The organism is Amycolatopsis sp. NPDC058278, from assembly GCF_042881395.1.
Taxonomy (GTDB): domain Bacteria; phylum Actinomycetota; class Actinomycetes; order Mycobacteriales; family Pseudonocardiaceae; genus Amycolatopsis.
The window spans coordinates 21687-38360 of sequence record NZ_JBHVXZ010000071.1 but is presented as its reverse complement, the minus strand read 5'-3'; the positions used below and the strand labels follow the sequence as shown (position 1 = coordinate 38360).

Annotated in this window: 15 protein-coding genes and 4 pseudogenes; 9 read left to right on the top strand and 10 right to left on the bottom strand. The window is 68.5% G+C overall.

Annotated features, from left to right (window positions below):
- Nucleotides 1–10: 10 nt before the first annotated feature.
- Nucleotides 11–4168 carry a LamG-like jellyroll fold domain-containing protein gene (locus ACFVYA_RS31340; protein WP_387050104.1) on the bottom strand — a complete coding sequence of 1386 codons (4158 nt, stop codon included), beginning with the start codon at nt 4166–4168 and terminating at the stop codon, nt 11–13.
- Nucleotides 4169–4607: 439 nt separating this feature from the next.
- Between ACFVYA_RS31340 and ACFVYA_RS31335 the strand changes: the two genes are divergently transcribed.
- From ACFVYA_RS31335 to ACFVYA_RS31310, 6 genes and pseudogenes are all read left to right on the top strand, one after another.
- Nucleotides 4608–5033: a hypothetical protein gene (locus tag ACFVYA_RS31335; protein ID WP_387050102.1), complete on the top strand. Its 426-nt coding sequence runs from the start codon at nt 4608–4610 to the stop codon at nt 5031–5033.
- A gap of 93 nt (nt 5034–5126) precedes the next feature.
- Nucleotides 5127–5905: pseudogene (locus tag ACFVYA_RS31330) on the top strand (transposase family protein).
- 648 nt (nt 5906–6553) lie between these two features.
- Entirely contained in the window at nt 6554–6970 is a 417-nt protein-coding gene (locus tag ACFVYA_RS31325; protein ID WP_387050101.1) for a hypothetical protein, read from the top strand.
- Nucleotides 6963–7400: a hypothetical protein gene (locus tag ACFVYA_RS31320; protein WP_387050099.1), complete on the top strand. Its 438-nt coding sequence runs from the start codon at nt 6963–6965 to the stop codon at nt 7398–7400. The genes ACFVYA_RS31325 and ACFVYA_RS31320 overlap by 8 nt, the downstream gene beginning before the upstream one ends.
- 180 nt (nt 7401–7580) lie before the next feature.
- Entirely contained in the window at nt 7581–8612 is a 1032-nt protein-coding gene (locus ACFVYA_RS31315; protein WP_387050116.1) for a DUF4192 domain-containing protein, read from the top strand.
- 136 nt (nt 8613–8748) lie between these two features.
- A complete protein-coding gene (locus ACFVYA_RS31310) occupies nt 8749–9780 on the top strand; it encodes a DUF4192 domain-containing protein (protein ID WP_387050097.1) in 1032 nt (343 codons plus the stop codon).
- 310 nt (nt 9781–10090) lie between these two features.
- Here the strand turns inward: ACFVYA_RS31310 and ACFVYA_RS31305 are convergent.
- The 3 genes and pseudogenes from ACFVYA_RS31305 to ACFVYA_RS31295 all read right to left on the bottom strand — a co-directional run.
- Nucleotides 10091–10162, bottom strand: a pseudogene (locus ACFVYA_RS31305) (hypothetical protein); the annotation flags it as partial.
- 17 nt (nt 10163–10179) lie between these two features.
- Nucleotides 10180–10356, bottom strand: a complete 177-nt coding sequence (locus ACFVYA_RS31300; RefSeq protein ID WP_387050095.1) for a hypothetical protein — start codon at nt 10354–10356, stop codon at nt 10180–10182.
- Between the two features lie 117 nt (nt 10357–10473).
- A complete protein-coding gene (locus tag ACFVYA_RS31295) occupies nt 10474–10791 on the bottom strand; it encodes a BTAD domain-containing putative transcriptional regulator (RefSeq protein ID WP_387050093.1) in 318 nt (105 codons plus the stop codon).
- 622 nt (nt 10792–11413) lie between these two features.
- Between ACFVYA_RS31295 and ACFVYA_RS31290 the strand changes: the two genes are divergently transcribed.
- Both ACFVYA_RS31290 and ACFVYA_RS31285 read left to right on the top strand, forming a co-directional pair.
- Nucleotides 11414–11872, top strand: a complete 459-nt coding sequence (locus ACFVYA_RS31290; protein ID WP_387050092.1) for a peptidase inhibitor family I36 protein — start codon at nt 11414–11416, stop codon at nt 11870–11872.
- A 61-nt stretch (nt 11873–11933) separates the two neighbouring features.
- Nucleotides 11934–12806, top strand: coding sequence for a hypothetical protein (locus tag ACFVYA_RS31285; protein WP_387050090.1), 873 nt, complete (start codon nt 11934–11936; stop codon nt 12804–12806).
- A gap of 238 nt (nt 12807–13044) precedes the next feature.
- Here the strand turns inward: ACFVYA_RS31285 and ACFVYA_RS31280 are convergent, their stop codons facing one another.
- The 4 genes from ACFVYA_RS31280 to ACFVYA_RS31265 all read right to left on the bottom strand — a co-directional run bounded on the left by ACFVYA_RS31280 (nt 13045) and on the right by ACFVYA_RS31265 (nt 14726).
- Nucleotides 13045–13560, bottom strand: coding sequence for a hypothetical protein (locus ACFVYA_RS31280; protein WP_387050089.1), 516 nt, complete (start codon nt 13558–13560; stop codon nt 13045–13047).
- Complete coding sequence (locus tag ACFVYA_RS31275) at nt 13557–13889, bottom strand: hypothetical protein (protein WP_387050087.1); 333 nt, start codon at nt 13887–13889, stop codon at nt 13557–13559. The genes ACFVYA_RS31280 and ACFVYA_RS31275 overlap by 4 nt, the downstream gene beginning before the upstream one ends.
- A 31-nt stretch (nt 13890–13920) precedes the next feature.
- Entirely contained in the window at nt 13921–14079 is a 159-nt protein-coding gene (locus ACFVYA_RS31270; protein ID WP_387050085.1) for a TraM recognition domain-containing protein, read from the bottom strand.
- Nucleotides 14080–14318: 239 nt separating this feature from the next.
- Nucleotides 14319–14726, bottom strand: coding sequence for a DMT family transporter (locus tag ACFVYA_RS31265; RefSeq protein ID WP_387050084.1), 408 nt, complete (start codon nt 14724–14726; stop codon nt 14319–14321).
- A 751-nt stretch (nt 14727–15477) separates the two neighbouring features.
- Between ACFVYA_RS31265 and ACFVYA_RS31260 the strand changes: the two genes are divergently transcribed.
- On the top strand, nt 15478–15645 hold the full coding sequence (locus ACFVYA_RS31260) for a hypothetical protein (RefSeq protein ID WP_387050082.1): 168 nt from the start codon (nt 15478–15480) through the stop codon (nt 15643–15645).
- Between the two features lie 97 nt (nt 15646–15742).
- Here ACFVYA_RS31260 and ACFVYA_RS31255 read toward each other — a convergent pair.
- Both ACFVYA_RS31255 and ACFVYA_RS31250 read right to left on the bottom strand, forming a co-directional pair.
- A pseudogene (locus ACFVYA_RS31255) lies at nt 15743–16144 on the bottom strand (DUF6328 family protein); the annotation flags it as partial.
- A 183-nt stretch (nt 16145–16327) separates the two neighbouring features.
- Nucleotides 16328–16579: pseudogene (locus ACFVYA_RS31250) on the bottom strand (CBS domain-containing protein); the annotation flags it as partial.
- Nucleotides 16580–16674 lie beyond the last annotated feature (95 nt).

Genomic DNA, 16674 nt, shown 5'->3' with positions numbered 1-16674 from the left:
CGGTGCTTGGCTAGTGGGTGACGCCGAAGAGATCGCCGGGGTCGTCGTCGCGCTTGTCGAGGTTGATCCGGTCCGCGCCGCGGAGGCCGGAGAACACCCGCACGCCGGCGACAGCCCCGTGGAGGTTGTTGGTACGTTGCCCGGTCCAGATCCCGCCGCCCACCAGCAGTCCCCCGGTGCTGGCCCCGACGTCCACCCCGGTGGCGTTCCCGGACGCGGTGTAGAACTTCCCGTGCTGCAGCTTGCCGTTGACGTAGAGGGACATCGTCTTGGTGGCGACGTCGTAGCTCGCGGCGAGGTGGGTCCACTGATTGTCGATCGCATCAGCGTCGCTGTACTCCGTGGACGCGAAGACGCCGTCGGCGCTGGGGACGGTGACGATCAGGCTCCACGCGCCGTGATCATGGCCGGCCGCGTCCTTGTACGGACGGTAGCTGAGAAAGAACGGCGAGAACTGCGCCTCGTCGGTACTGATCAGCGTCCTTGTCCCCGGGTCGACCGGGCCGTAAGCGGCGATGTCGGCCGCGGTCCAGGTGTGCTTCACCCAGCCCTCAACCGTGAACGACTTCTCCGTCCGCAAGTTCGCCGGCCGCGGTCCGACCAGCCGGCCGGTCCAGGTGCTGTCGAACTGCGCGGCACACCCGACCAGGTCACCGCCGGTGTCGCTCTCGGCCTCGAGCGATACTCCGCCGCCGGCCGTGGCGGTCGCGTTGGTGACGGTGTCAACGTACTTCTGGCCGGTCAACGCTGCGATCTGATCGTCGGTGAGGGCGTGTGACCACACCTGCCCTTGGTCGAGCACTCCCTTGAACAGGTTCTTCCCACCGGGCTCGGCGCCGAGCAGCAGCGGCCCGTTCGCCGTCCATGCCGTGGCCACCGTGGCATCGGCTTCGTGCTTCCCGTTCACCGACAGCCGAATGCGTCGGGTGACCTTGTCGAACGCCGCGGTCAGCAGGGTCCATGTCCCCGCTTGCGGCACCGACGTACCCGTCGCCCAGGTCATCGCCGCCGCAGTGTTGTCGGCCGGTGACATCCCGAACGCCCAGCGGTTGGCTGTCTTGTCATAGCGCATAACGAAGTTGGCGGCTTGGCCGCCCGCTTGGGAAAGCACGGTGTGATCGACGTTGAGATCAGCCGGGTTGACCCACGCCGAGACGGTGAAGGACTTGGCGGCGTCAGCGACCAGACCACTGGTGGATCCGTAGCCGCTCAATCCGTCCAATTGCAGCCCACCGCCGTCGTGGCCCGGCACCCAGGCGTGACCACCGGTGAGGCTAATGGTGTTGCCGTAGTCGGTGCTGTCGGTGGCGGTGTTCCCGCTGGTCTGCCCGAGCGCCCAGCTCGCCTGCAGCGACGGGACGCGCGAGGTTGCCGACGTCAGCTCCGGTCCGCAGCCCTCGGCAAGGCCGTAGTTCGCGAGCGGCACGGATACGCCGGCCAGGTCGTGGACGTCCTGTCCGGACAGGGCCCGCTGCCACACCTGCAGGTCATCGAGCGACCCGTGGAAATAGTCGGCGCGGACCCCGGCCCAGTTCGCCGCGCCCAGCACCGCCGGTCCGGTCGCCGCCCACGGATGAGCGATCACCGTGCTCTGCTTCGCGCCGTCGACGTAAAGAGTCGCAGCATGGGTCGACGCGTCGTACGTTCCCGCCACGTGGGTCCACACCCCGACTTGGGCCGGTCCACTCGAGAAGGCCCAGGCGGCCGCCGGTGTCACTGAATCATCTGCCGAGACGCGCAGTGCCCAGGCGTTGGTTTCCTTGTTGTACTGCAGCGCGACCGCCATCGCCTGGGAGCCGTCCTGGGCGATGATGGTTTGCGAATGCGTGGTGTCGGCGAGTTTCGCCCAGGCCGCCAGCGTGAACGACTTCGACGGGTCGAGCGCACGGTCGCCGGTCTGGGCGTAGCCGCTGGTGCCGTCGAGGTCGATCGCGCCTTTCGCACCGTCGCTGTAGCCGCCGGTGTCGGGGTGGGTCCAGCTGGTGCCGTGGTTGTAGCCCGCACCGCGGGTGACACCGCCGGACGTGGTGGCCGGGTGGGTGGGCAGAGTCGCGTTGTCCGGCGTCGATGACGCGGCGTCGATCAACGTGGTGCCGGACGGTTCGTCGGCACCCCAGGCCGCGACCAGGTTCTTGCCCGGCGTGAGCGGCTGGACGTGGTACGAGCAGGAGGGGCCGTCCAGCGCCGGGTTGGATTCGGCGAGCACCACGCACGTGGCGTTGGGGCTGGGCATGCCGGCCTTGTTCACCGACTTGACCTTGATCAGGTTCTGGTTGCCGTTGGCCGCCACCACCTTGATCGACGTCGTGGCGACCATCTTCCCGTTCGCGTCGACGCCCTGGGTGGCCGGCGCGGTCGGCGAGCCCTGAGGCTGGGGCTCGGAACCGTCGGTGGTGTAGATGAAATGATCGATGTCGTAGAGGTTCTCGGTGGCCATGCCGGTCCACACGCTGAACTCCACCGCGTCGCCCTGGACCTTGGGGTTGGTCCACGAGGCCATCGCCAGCACCGGCGGCGCCGGGACCTTGGTGTCCACGACGAACTCGCAGTTGCCGACCCAGTTCGACCACAGTTCATCGTCGTAGGCCTGCATCGACCAGTTGTAGATGCCGTCTTCGTTGATCCACCCCGGCGGGACCGCGGCCAGTTGCGCGGTCGACTCCTGGTTCGACCCGCCCGTGCCCACCGGCACGAGATTGTCGCCGTTGTCGTGGACATAGACGTTGTGGCCGAGCGCACCATAGGCGACGGCGAACTTGCCGTAGAGCGTGCCGCCGTCCGGATCGGACAACCGGCCCGCGATCTGCGGCGTCTTCGTGTACACCCACGGCCGGTCCGGCCCCGACGTACACGGCAGCGTCCCGTTCTGCATCGACAGCGCCGCCGGCGAATTCGGGTAGGAGTCGTAGTTCACCGCGAAGTACGGGTTCAGGTCGAACCGCCGCCACGCCGCCATCCCGTCGCCTTCGTTGGCGGCCGCCAGCACGAACCACGTGCTCTGCCACCGGTTCGCCGCAGCATCCTTCGCCGCCGCGGTGGCATTGAACACCCCATCCACGTTCGGTGTGTCGTGGCAATTCGCGACGTTCATGGTGGACACCTGGTAGCCCCACCCCGGCTGCGCGGCCCAGGTGGTCTCCGGGGATGCGGGGTTCGACAACCACAACCCGGTCGGCCTGGCGTCTCCATCGCACTTGGCGCTGTGCTGGACCTTGGTGTTCAGCGTCGCGCTGTGCACCACCGTGCCACCCAAGCGCTCACTGTTCATCTGGATGTAGGACCGCGACGTCCCGGCGGTGTCGTAGTTCTCGTAACCTGCCTTCAGGTTCGACAGGTCCCCGCCCGTGGCGTTCCAGTTGTGCGCGCCCGCGTGTCCGGACTGCACTACCACATGCGCCTGGTTCCAGCACGAATTGCAGTCGTAGCCCGGGTCCAGCGACACCGGGTACCGGGTGGCCGGGTCGCTCAGAAACGCCTGGTCCGGGCTGATGGTCACCTTGTCGGGAGTGAGTGCGACATCCATCACGGCCTCCCGCCGGCCGCCACCCTCACCGAGCTCCCGCTCGGCCGGTGAGCCGTCACCGGAGGAATCCCACATCCGCGAGGCATCCCCGGAAAACACGACCCGCCCAGCCGCGTCCTTGACCTCGAGCCCATCGGTCGGAGCAGCCTGCGCCGGCGTGCCACGGCCCTGACCTTCGGCAACGCTGACAGTCGTGTTGCGCGTGTGCAGGCCGAACGGGATCTCCCGCAGCTTGGGGTTCTTCGCTGCCTCCGGCGTCTTGATGACCAAGTTCTCCGTGAAGCCCTCAGGAGCCGCCTTCACCGTCAAGTCGACGCCAGGAAGCACTTCCCCGTAGGTGGCCGTGTCACCAGCCAGCGCCGGCACCGGCAAATCGCCCGTCCACTTCAGACCGACCTCTTTGCCGTCCTGCCCCGCCTGCACAATCGGCACACCCGCCGAACCCGTCCCACCAGGGTTGAGCTTGACATCGACCGTGACCGCCTTCGGCCCCACCGACCCATCCGCCCGCCGCACCAACGTGGCATCGACCGGCGCCCACGCCCCGGCCTGCCTCACCCGCACCGGGTGGACGTACTGCGTCATCGTCCACGAACCATCCGGATTCGCCATCACCTGCGACGTCTCGGTCGTCTCCGACGCCACCTCGACCGGCTTACCACCCTCACGGGCATAAGCAGCAGCCGTGACCTCGTCCGGAGCCGAACCCGGAACAACCCGAGGTGCATCCGCATGAGCCGGCGCGACCGTCACAACAGTCCCGACACCGACGGCAACGCACACCAAAAAAGCGCGCCAACGCGCACCACAACAACGCACGAGATCCCCCTCGCCCAAGAGCACCAGCACACAGCCGGGCCCCCGACGAACCCAAGATCACCCTGACCGATCACGCCGCGAAAGAAAAGAGACCAAGTGGGGTATTCAGCCGCAAAGCCACTAGCCACCTGAGTATCGCTCCACGCCATCAGACGCGACATTTGCACCATGTCGGGCATTTCGCCTGGCCGGCACGACAACCTGGATTTCCGTAACGCCACGGATCACCACGGCGATGCCGTCAGGAGCAAAGGAGCAAACTGCCATGACCGAGCACGACGCCGAACACCCGGAGACCGCGGCCGCGCCGCCCCGCCGACACCGAACAGTCTTGTTCGTCGGCGTCGCCGCGGCCGTCCTCATCATCTCCGCCGGCGTCATCCTCATCGTCAAACTCCCCAGCGGGCCACCACCGGTCGACTACATCGTCGGTGCCACCGGCAACCTCAGCGCCTCCTGGGTATCCGAAGACAGCGACGGCCAGCTCGACCTCACCAACGGCGGCAACACCGACAGAATCCGGGCCGGCACGCTCACACTGACCGTCCTCTCGAACATGCCCAGCGGCGCCAGCTGCAGCATCGTCGACCCAGACGGCAACCTCATCGACGCCCAAGTCACCTCACCCACCGGCGGCACCACCGGCGCAGCCGCCTCGACCATGGTCACCTGCAGCACCAAGAAACACTAACCATCAACCTCACCTTCCATCGCGATTCCTAAGGGATGTCTCGTACCCCGGCATCGGGGTGGGTGGGTCGTTGTGGTAATTGATCATGTCGTGGTGCAGGTGATCACAGCGTCGCGACCGGAGTGGATTGCCCCGTTCACCGGGCTGGAACCGGGCCAGTTCCGCAAGGTGGTGCGGTTGGTCGCCAAGCGCGGCGGGACGAGATCGCGGACGGGCGCCCTGGCCGGCAGTCGGCGTTGCCGCTGGCAGACCGGGTTCTGTTGGTCGCGACCTACTGGCGGACGAACCTGACGATGCGCCAGATCGGTCCGTTGTTCGGGGTCTCGCACTCCGCGGCGCATCGGGTGATCGACACGATCGGGCCGCTGCTGGCGCTTGCGCCGGTCCCCAAACGCCGGGTCGACTCCGTGGCGATCGTGGACGGCACCCTGGTCCCGACCCGGGATCACCGGCTGGCGACGCCGTCGAAGAACTACCGATACTCGACCAACGTGCAGGTCGCGATCGATGCCGAGACCAGACTGGTGATCGCCACCGGCGACCCGCAGCCGGGCAGCCGCAACGACTGCACCGTCTACCGCGACTCCGGCATCGCCGACCAGCTCGCCGATCGGCCGGTGATGGCCGATGGTGGTTACCAAGGCAATTCCGGGGTTGTCATGCCGTACCGCAAACCCCGCCACGGCAGCGAGCTGCCGGACTGGAAAGAAGACCTCAACGCCACGCACCGCACGATCCGCGCCCGCGTCGAGCACGTCCTGTCCCGGATGAAGAACTTCAAGATCCTCCGCGACTACCGCCGCGCCGCCAGCACACTGGCCGACACAGTGTCCGGCATCGCGCATCTGCACAACATCCTCCTCACCACCTGACCACAACACCAGCCCCACCAACCACAACACGAGTTACGAGACATCCCTTAGCCCTGGGCATAGAGGAAGACGAAGGCAGAACAGGCCGCTGGTGATCAGCCGAGCCGTGCCGGCGCACCTCGGCGTCAAGACTCGATCCGTATTACGCACTCGGCCTCGTCATCAGCGCGGTGAGCGGCTCGTGGTTCGAGTAGACGATCCGGCCGAGCACCCCCCAGCGTCGAGAAGGCCCCACTTCATCCGCGTGCGCGCCCAACTACCTGTAGCGGCCCGGCATCAGCAGCTCAACTCGCGTTGATGCGCCCCCATTCGGGGCTGCGACGCTTACCACGTCGGCAGACCCGACGCCACGTCTTCCCGCAGACGGCATCCTCGTGACTTAAACCCCGAGCTGATCGGCACTCGCGTTCGAGTCCCACGAACGTTGGAGACCAATCGGCGCCGCGAGCAGTCACAACCACAGGGCTGCTGAGTGCGATGCCGCGATCACGCTGCCCCCGGTCGGTGCGGAAGTCCGCCGTCAGCACAGCACACCCGGGCCCTCGGGCGCCGACTCTCGCGCCACGTCGCGCGAGCTGACAGGCGCCCGAGGATCACGGGTGTGCTCCGGGAGGTCGGGTTCACCCGCACCCGACCCGGAGGTACGCCATGACCGCGACCACCGCCCAGAGCGCACCGTCCGGCTACACCGAATCCGCCTACGCCCGGGCGTGCCGGTTGATCGAAACCGAACTCGGCGGCCGCCGACTCCTGACGGAACCCCGAACCTGGCTCGACGACCTCGCCCGCACCCGGCGGCACAAGACCGCGTTCATCACCGCAGTCTGGAACACCTGCTTCCCCTCCGGTGTCGTGGAAGCCTGCCGGGTCGTCGAAACCGTCTACCCCTACCTCGATCCCGACGGGCTCTGCACCGACGCCGCGCTCACCGCCGCCTGGAACATCCTCGAACCCGACGCCGGGACCTGGCCCGAGCATCTGCAAGACGAGCGGCGCCGCTTCACCGACAAGTGCGTAACCCGCGCGGTCGCCGAGGCGAACACGGCGGTGGCCGACCATGCCTGAGGACCGGTTGTGGTTCAGGCCCCACGACTGGAGCCGCTCCTACGTGCTGCCCGAGTCGGTCGCCTGCAACATCCCCCACCGCGGCAGCCTCCTCGACTACGGCGCCTGGAACGTCGCACGCGGCGTCCTCGTCGAGCTGTGCCGCGCGCTGCCCGCAACGCCGGTCTCGCTGCTCTACGACGAGCCCGTGCAGCGCCGCGATCGCATGCGCGTCGCGATCCGGATCACCGCGCACGCCCGGCGTGCCGACGGGCAGGACGTGCGCGTGATCTACCGCAGCGAACGCACCGACGCCGAGCCATGGCCGGAGTTCTGGAGCGTCGCGGTCAACGGATTCATTCCCGCCTCCGGCCAGGACGTCCGACGGCCGTCACCGCCGTGGATCGCCCACATCGCCGCGCGAACGCTGCGCGCCGAACTCGGCCGGTGACCTCCGGTCTCCAGTCGTGCGCGCCCTTGTTCCTTGCCGGACAGGACGCTCGTGCGACGACATCCGCCGTCGATCCATCGGCGACGTCGCCGACCGACCAGCGGCCGATCGGGCCACCGGGTCGCCGCCACTTCCATACCAGCCGCACCATTCGTCCACTCTAGTCAGCGAGGTTCCCTGATGCCCGAACCGATTTCCTTGACCGACGAGGATCTCCTGGCCGCCATACCCGCCCTGATCGGGTTCGTCCCCACCGACTCCCTCGTGATCGTCGCCGCAGTCGTGCACACCGACGGCACTGTCCGCCTGGGCCGCACAACCCGATTCGACCTCGACCCGGCCATGCGGCTGCCCCGCGTGATCGTCGCAGACCTCAACCGCGCACTGGGCGACCAGCCGATCCAGCGCCTCATCGGCGCCGTCGTCCACGACGCCAGCGACACCACCGACCTGCCCTACCGATCTCAGCTTCACCAACTCGTTCACCAGCTGCACGAATCCGGTTTCACCAACACCGAGTTTCTGCACGTGCCTAGCTTCACCCCCGGTGCTGCCTGGTCCTGCTACGACGTCGCCGACCACACCGGCACCCTGCCCGACCCCGCCATCTCCCCGCTCACCGCCGACCGCGAAGCGAAAGGCAACCGCGTCTACCGCAACCGCGACGCCTTCCTCGCCCAATTCGTTCCCGCGCCCGCCGACATCCGCGACCGCATCGCAACCCTGGCCGACCCGATCGCCGAAGACGTCCAGGCCGAAGAACTCGCCGGTGACTTCCCCCGGCTGCGACGGCGCCTGCAGCTGATCGACGATGCGGTCACCGCCGCCACCCACGGCCGGCTCCCCACCGACCAGCACCAGATCGCGGAACTGATCGCCGCCCTGTCCAGCTTCCTTCTCCGCGACATCCACCTCATCCAGGACACCGACCAGCGATGCGGGGCGGCCCAGGCGCTGTGGCTGCACCTGTGGCGACACGCCTCCGACCGATACGCGCCCACGATGACCGCGCTGACCGCCGTCACGGCATTCCTGCGCAAAGACAGCGGCGTCGCCGGGCTCATCATCCAGCGCGGTCCGCGCCCCACAAAGCTCACCCGGCTCGTGCACCGATGGATGCGCGAGAGTGTCGACTTCACCGCTCTGCACACCGACATCGCAGACGTCGCGCAGCAGTTGCGAGTCACTCTGACTACTTCCACCGAGAGCTGACAACGCTCCTCACCGTCGACGGGCTATCCCGCCCTCCCGCCACGCGGACGCTGCACACCGAACTCGGCCGCTGGTCTCCCCACCCCGGTCCTCACCGACAGTCCGTGCTCGCTCCTCCCTGAAAGGACGATCGTCGATGCCGCTCACTCCCGCCAGCACCAGCGTCGTAGTCGCCAGCATCCCGGCGCTGCTCGGCTTCATACCCGAGGACTCCCTGGTGCTGATCGCCACGCTCACAAAGGACCCCGGCTCGGCCAGCAGCGGCCCGCTCGCCCGAATCGACCTCGCCCACCTCGCCCACGATCCGGAAGGCTGCGCGCGGCACTTCAACCGGCAGTGCGCCGATCTGCCCGTCCTCTGCGTGACCGGTGTCGTCGTCCGCAGCGTCGACGACGACACCGCCGGCGACGACGCACTGCCGCTGCGCGCCGACGTCGACAGCGGCATCGCGCAGCTGGCCAAGCACGGATTCGCCGACGTCGACGTCGTGTCCGTGCCGGACATCGCCGAAGGCGCGCGCTGGTGCTCCTACCGCGACACCGACCGCACCGGTGTCCTGCCCGACCCCGCAGCCACCACCGCCGCGGCCGCCGGACACACCATTGCCGCCCGCCGCGACGACCTCGCGGCGCGATTCACCCCAGCCCCCGAGCCGCTCCGCGCACGGCTGCGCCCCCGCATCGCCCACGCCGCCGAATCCGCCGCCATCGACGAATCCTGGCACCTGGCCGCGCACGTCCGCCTGAATCGCGCCGACGCCGCGATCCGCGCCGCCGGCCACGGCAAGCTGCCCACCGACGAGGCCGACGTCATCGATCTCGCCGCGACCTTCGCCGTGCCCGCGTTCCGCGACGCCCTGCTCGCCCTACCCGACCACACGGCACGCCTAGCCGCCGAGAACCTGGTCCTGCACCTGTGGCAACACAGCCGCGATCCCATCGCCGCCCAGCTCGCCACCATCATCGCGGTGTACGCCTACCTCCGTGGCGACGGAACCGTCGCGCGAATCGCGCTCGAGCACACCGACCCCGAACAACCCCTGGCGGGACTGCTCTCGACCGTCCTCGCCCACGCAATCGCTCCGTCGAAGGTCCATCACGTATTCCAGAAAGCCAGCGCCGATGCCCGCCGCACGCTGCTGAGCGAGCCCGCGACCGACCAGGCGTGACACCCACCTCTGGTCGCTGTTCGCGCCGAGCGGCCGTGCCGTCAGTGCGAGGGCATCGGCCAGCAGTCACCGGCCCACCACACGGTGCGGAGTCGTCGTGGGTGGTGGCGTGACGGTGAGTCGGTGTCACCGGCGGTGGCCTCGCCCGGCTCGCCGGGTCGTGGATCGCCCGAAGGTAAGCACACCCCGGCCGGGGGCAGTGCGTCCCCGAAGCCCGGCCCGATCCGCCCGGGTGAACCAACCCCCGCACCCAGATGAAGTCGCTGTCGCTGGATACCAGGCAGAATCCGTCGAAGCGGCCGGTGTAGAGCAGGTCCATCGCGTCGATGATCATCGCCGCGTCGGTGGCGTTCTTGCCGGTGGTGTAGGCGAACTGCTGCATCGGCTGGACCGAGGCGGTCAGTAGCTGTTCCTTCCAGCCGCACACAGATTCGTGCAGGTCCAGTCGCCGTAGGCGCGTTTGACGTGTGCTGTGCCGTACCTGGCGACTTCGGCCAGGAGCCCGTCGATGGTGGCGGGCTGGGCGTTGTCCGCATCGATGAGCACGGCCAGCTTCGCCGCATGGGAATTCGCCATGAACTTCGTCCCTTCGCCCGCACCATCGATGATCGTCCCGGCGACACGGCCGAGCGTGCGTCTCCGCGATCTTTCCTGAGCGTGCAAGACATTGGCGCACGTGGCAACAGGACGTCCCTAGATGGCTTGGAATACCGCTACGTCGGGGTGCCCGCACGGCGGCACGGGGATGCCAGGTAATGCTGGGCCGCGCCACAGTCCGAGCGCGTCGTTCATCAGCTGCGTGCCCTGTTCGAACTGCTCCTCCGCGATCAGCTCGCGGGCCGTCGCGGTGAGCGTTGTGAATCGCTGAATGTCCAGCGCTTCTGCGGGTAACTCGAGGACATAGCCCGAGCTCCGGGTGGCGATCAGGGGTTGCGGCAGCACGCGGCGCACCCGCGAGATCAAACCGTGGATCTGCGTCTTCGCGGTCGCCGGCAGGCGCTCGTCCCACAACTCGTCGGCGCGATTTTCTCCCAGGTCACCGGCTTATTCACGGACAGTAGCAGTACCGCGAACACGGCACGTGCCTGCGGCGACCCCAGGTCTGTTTTCGACGCCTCGCCAACCCCACCCACAACGGCCCGGGAACCCGGATATCCCAACTCCCCTCTGGCATGACGAAGCCGTATCAGCCAACACGCCCAGTACCAGAAGAAGTGCAATCAAGACAGGGCCGATTGGGCGAAGTAGCGCTATGCGAATCGTCTCCGGTCGCACAGCGTTCAAAAGTGCGCACTGCGAGCATCTCACTATCGGCAACGGCATCGTCACCTGCCAACGCGTTGGCGAATTGGAGGGCGACGCCGGCCATCGACTGATGGCGATTAGCAACACGAGAACGTGCTGACGATGGACTCGAACTGATGGGCGGCGACAGGCACAACCAGTGCAACGGTGGACCGCGGGTCTCCCACGGTCGCCGGAAACTGAATCGATCGGCAGGCAAAACCGGACAAGGTTGAATCACCAATTAACATGCAGATTACTCCATTCGAGTGTTCTCTGCACGCTCCACTCAACGCCGGAACCGTTCGGGCGTGAAGACATGGCAACGTCCGACAATGAGGGAGGAACAATGATCTCGAAGGTACGGAAGACCGCGATCGGCCTCGTCCTTGTCGCGGCCGGGCTCACCGCAGCCCCGGCCGCCCAGGCAACGACCGCGAGCCCGGAGGCCCCCACCTGCACCGTCGCGCATTTCTGCTTCTACTTCAACAGCAACTACGCCGGCGCATACGCCGACTACCTGAAATCCGACGGCAACCTCGACAACGAGACCTTCAACAAGGTCGGCACCACCAACAGGGGTCTGGGCGAGGTGGTCAAGAACCACGCCGCATCGGTCTACAACAACTGGTCCTACCAGGCGACGGTCTACTACAACAGCGGCTGCAACGGCAGTTACGCATCGCAGTCGTTCGCCCCGTACCACTCGGGGAACTTGAACGCCACCATGAAGAACAACAACGCCAGCTTCGACTGGCCGTCAAGCTACGGCGAGTACTCCGACTGCGGGCTCCGCGACCAGTTCTAGCAGGCCAGATCGGGGTCGCGCCAGCTCGGCGCGGCCCCGATCGCGACCGGGAGGTTCAGCCGTGCTCACATTCCGCCGCCTGGGCGCCGTCACGCTGGCACTCGCAATCATCGCCGGCTGCTCGAGAGCACCCGCCGCAACTTCTGACGTCGGCGCGGCCGAGCTCGCCGCAGCGCTGGACAAAGTTCCCCGGGACCTGTCGACCGTGCGTGGCCTCGACCTCCCGCTCGACCGGTCACAGCTGACGCCGGCGGAGGAACTACAGGTCATCAAGGCGCGCAACATCCTGATCGAACGATGCCTCGCCAACCACGGACTTCGGTTCACCTTTCCACCGGTCGATCCAGTGCGGGACGCCACCAAGCCGAGGCGGCATGGTCTCGTTGACGCGGGCGAAGCAGCAGCCTACGGCTACCGCGACCCAGCCGTATTCAGACCCCGGGCCGCCAACCAACAATCACCACCACCTGACGTCATCGCGGCGATCACCGGCAGGGGCGATCGCCGAGACGTCCGGCCCGGTGGCTGCGCGGGCGAAGCAGACCGGATCCTCGTCCCCGACGCGAACCCCGGTCAGGAGCCGACGAGCTTTGGACTGAGCCAGCAGAGTTACGAGATCACGCGGACTACCCCGCCGGTGACCGAGGCCGCGGCGGCATGGTCGCGGTGCATGGCCGAGGCTGGCTTCCGTTACCCCGACCCGCAGGCCGCGATCGGCGACCCCGCGTTCAGCACCGGCCGGGCATCGGCGCACGAGATCGCCGTCGCGATTCGGGACGTACGGTGTAAGGACAGCACCGGCTACGTTCGGACGTGGGTCGCAGTTGAACGGGTCGTGCAGGACGCGCTCATCCCGCACCACGCGGCCGACCTGTCCCGCGAGCAGCAGCACAAGGACCGGCAACTGGCGACAACCCGCGAGATCACCGGGTGACGACGGACAGTGGCTGGTCTCACGCAAACCGGCTATGGCGGAGCGGTCCAGCTCGCAGTCACGACTGGTTACCTTGTGGTCTTGGCTCCCTTTCCGGCGCAACGATCTCCACGTCATCCACGGTTGTAGCGTGGCTGTCGGGGCTGGACACCTTCTTAGACGCCAGGCTGAAGCGGTCGGTCAGCGGTGTCGCGCCCACGGCCTTATGGACATCGGTGAGGCACTGCTGGTGAGTCCACTAGGTGATCATGCGTTCGGCGAATCCGGCTCGCCACCGGTCGTGCCAGTACTGGGCGTCGCTGGCCTTGGCGCCCTTGCCGACGTGCGCGGCCCGCCACGTGTAGGCCAGCGTCGCCAGCTCCGCCACCAAGCCGGGATGCTGTGGCCAGCAGTCCGGGATCGCGACCGCGCGCGTCCCGCCTTTGCCGACGTAGACGGCGTTGTAGTACTGCACGAAATTGGTGACCGTGAACACCGGGGTCTGCTCTCGGTGCTGCTTGTCCTCCGCGGCCGGCGGTGCCGGGAACGGCAAGCACGGCGCCAGCCGCGGTTTGTCTTCGGCGTCGCTCTCCAGCTCCGCGATCTTCCCGTTGAGCTGCTCGATTTCCGACTGCTGGGCCTGCACCCTGTCCCATAGTTCCTCGGTCATCGCATCGAGCTCGGCGCGCGACCGCGCGGATTGCTGCGGTTCCGGCTGCGTTGCGTCGTCCGGTCGCTCGGGATCCGGGGTGGTGATGTTGTCGTCCTCGGTCATCGGAGCGGCTCCTGAATGTGCGGACTGTTCACCATCGCTGGCGGGAGCGGGCGGAGATAACCGTCTGCGCCGACTGGAGCGTCGCCGCAGCGGATCGCGGCGACATCGGCCTGCAGCTGGGGCCAGTCCGGGCGTTGTCCGACGTCGACGGTGCGGCCGAGGATCGGGCGGAGGTTACCGTGCAGGATCAAGACCCGGTCGCGGTCGAGGGTGCGGATGTCCCCGGCGCGCAGCGTCGGGACGGTTTCCTCGCCGCTGGCGCCGCGTCCGGGGCTGAAGATCCCGTCGCTGTGGTGCTGGTGGGTTCGGCGGCGGTGGTGCCCGGACAATGTGGACAGCCACTCGAGGGTTTGTCGTCCTTCAGCCCGGGAACGCGGTGAGGGTGAGGGTGTTGTCGATCAGCTGCAGCCGCCCGGGTTCGCCGTAGAGCTCGTCCAGCTGCGAGCGCGACTGCGCGGACCAGTGGATCAGGACGCCGCGGCCGGCGGAGTCGCCGATGATCGCCGGCAGCCGCGGCACCGGTGTCCCGGCGAACAGCTCGTCCAGGATCGCCGTCGCCGGCGGTTCCAGACGACGTCGTTCGTACCGCAGCCGTGGTGAGGATCTGCTCGGTGCTCATGCGGCATCACATCCCACCTCTACCCTGCAGGACTCGAATACCCGGACGGGACCGTCCCAACCGGATGCGCCGACCACAATCGGCCCGCCTGCCCGGTGGCGCTACGGGCCGCTCGTCCCCGCCGTGGCGGGCGGGCCGCTCACGCCCCTCTGTCCTCCCGAGCCGCCGCGGGGACCCGCTTGGCGAGCACGGCGATGCCGGCCACCGTCAGGCACAGGGCCACCGCACCGCCGACGCCGGTGGAAACGCGCTCGCCGAGCCACAGCACCCCGAAGCCGATGCCGGCCAACGGGTTGAGCACCACCATCACCCCGAGCGAGGGGGCCACCGCGACGCCGGCGCGGAACGCGTGCTGACTCAGCACGAACCCGGCGGCCGCGCAGGCCAGGGCCGCATAGCCGGGCCAGTCCCGCACTACCTCGCCGACCCCGCGGTGCAGGTCGTTCGCCGCGACCTTGGCCAGCCCCGCCGTGACACCGAACAGCACGCCGGTCGCCGCGGCCAGGCTCAACGCGCGACGAGTACCGCGGCCCCACCTCGCCGCCACCCACGATCGCCACCACGCCGCCGCCCAGCAGGAGCGCCTCGCCCGGCCGGGGCACGGTGGTCCCCGGCGTCGGAGCGGTGAGCAGCAGGAACGCCGCCAGCCCACCCGCGCACAGCAGCGCGCCGCCGACGACGACCCGGTCCGGCCGGTGCCGCCGGAGCACGCTCGCCCCCAAGACGGCGAAAAGCAGGTCCAGCACCAGCACCGGCTGAACCAGCGCCACCGGGGCATGGCTCAACGCCACCACCTGCAGGACCACCCCCGCCCCGTTCACCAGCAGCGACGCCAGCCAGACCCGCTCCCGGGCCAACGACCGCACCACCCCGAACCGGCCACTCCGATCCGTCCGGCGAGCCACGTGGTGCTGCAACGCCCCGCTCGTGCCGAACGCGAGCGCCGCGCACACCGCCGCGGCCATCGCCGGCCACGGAACCGCGGCGGTCACCACGACCGCGAGCGGTGCTGTCTCCCGAGTCCCGGCATCCGGCCCTCCTCTCGTCGTCCCGCCGATACCCGCGAGGCTCGCCAGGAAACCCGGCGGCAGGCTCTGGGCCGCTCGCCGGGCGCAGTGACGGCGGTGGCACGCGCGAGCTGCCGCCATCGCCGGTACCACTCGACGCCCGTCGCGGTGTGGTCGCTGAGGTTCTCCCGCGTGCCGTTCCCGCGGCGCGTCACCTTCGCAGCGCGACGACCTCGCGCCACAGTGACGATTCGCGCGTTTTCTCCAACCCCCGCGGGGTAGCCGAGCCGCATGCGCAGCGGGGTGTGGCGGGTGGTCGTCGCGGGTGGTCTCCGGTTGTTCCTCGCCGCCGCCGGCAGGCCGGTGTCCAGCACGATCGTCCTGTGGTTGGTGGTGACCGCGATCGTGCTGCTCCTTCCGCTCCCGGCCTCACGGCACCGGCCGCCACCGGCGAAGTGACCGCAGGCGACTCACGATCGCTTCGCAGATGCCCTGCCGGCCATCACGGCCGACGGGCGAGCGATTCGGGTGGGATGGGGCCGGCAGGGAGCCCGGGCTACAGGCTCCAGGTTCCTCGGCCGAGGGCGGCGCCTGTTACGTCACCGTGCACCTGTCCTTCCTCGGCGACGATCCCCGCAACCACGGCGGAGCTCCGGACGAGGACGTCGACCAGCAGCTTCGCCGTTCCCTCGACCGGCTGACCGATCTCGTCGCGCCCGGCCGGGGCTGAGCAACGGCGGCGCGGCGCGGTGAGCAACGCGGTCGCGGCCGACGCCACCGCGCACAGGTGCCAAGCCTTCTCGAAGCCGCTCGCGTCGCGGAAGCGGTCGGTGAACACCACGGCGAGCAGGAACCCGAACAGGATCTGGACACCGGCCAGCGCGACCCTCAGTTCCTGGAGCAGCTCGCCGAGGTTGCGCGCGAGCCGCTCCTCCGTGGACTCGCCGGTGTGTCCGATCATCGGCGAAGATCCGTGGAGCCGGCGCCGCAGGATCAGGTGTTGCCTTCTTCGGAGCTGATGTCGGCCAGCGCTGAGTCCGGGTCCCGGTCCACGGCCGCGTCGCCGAGGGAAAGCACACCGACCGGCCGGCCGGCCGGCCTCGACCACGGGAATGCGGCGCACGGCCGCTTCGCGCATCCGGGCGATGGCGGCGTCGGCCTCGTCGTCCGGGGCCGCGGTGAGCAGCTGGTCGCTGCACACATCGCCGAGCGTGCAGGTGGAGAGGTCTTCGAAGTCCGCCAGACCGCGGACGACGATGTCGCGGTCGGTGACGATGCCGCGCAACTGCCCGTCTTCGACGACGAGCACGTCCCCGACGTCCTTCTCCCGCATGGCCTGGGCGGCGCGGCGCACCGGAGTGTCCGGCGCCAGCGCCACGAGGCCGGTCGTCATCAGTTCGCGGACCAGCTGAGTCATCGCGATGTTCCTTTCCTCGTGTCCTCGGCGGCCGGCTCACGGTGCTCGGTGCCCGCGACCGCCCGCACGAC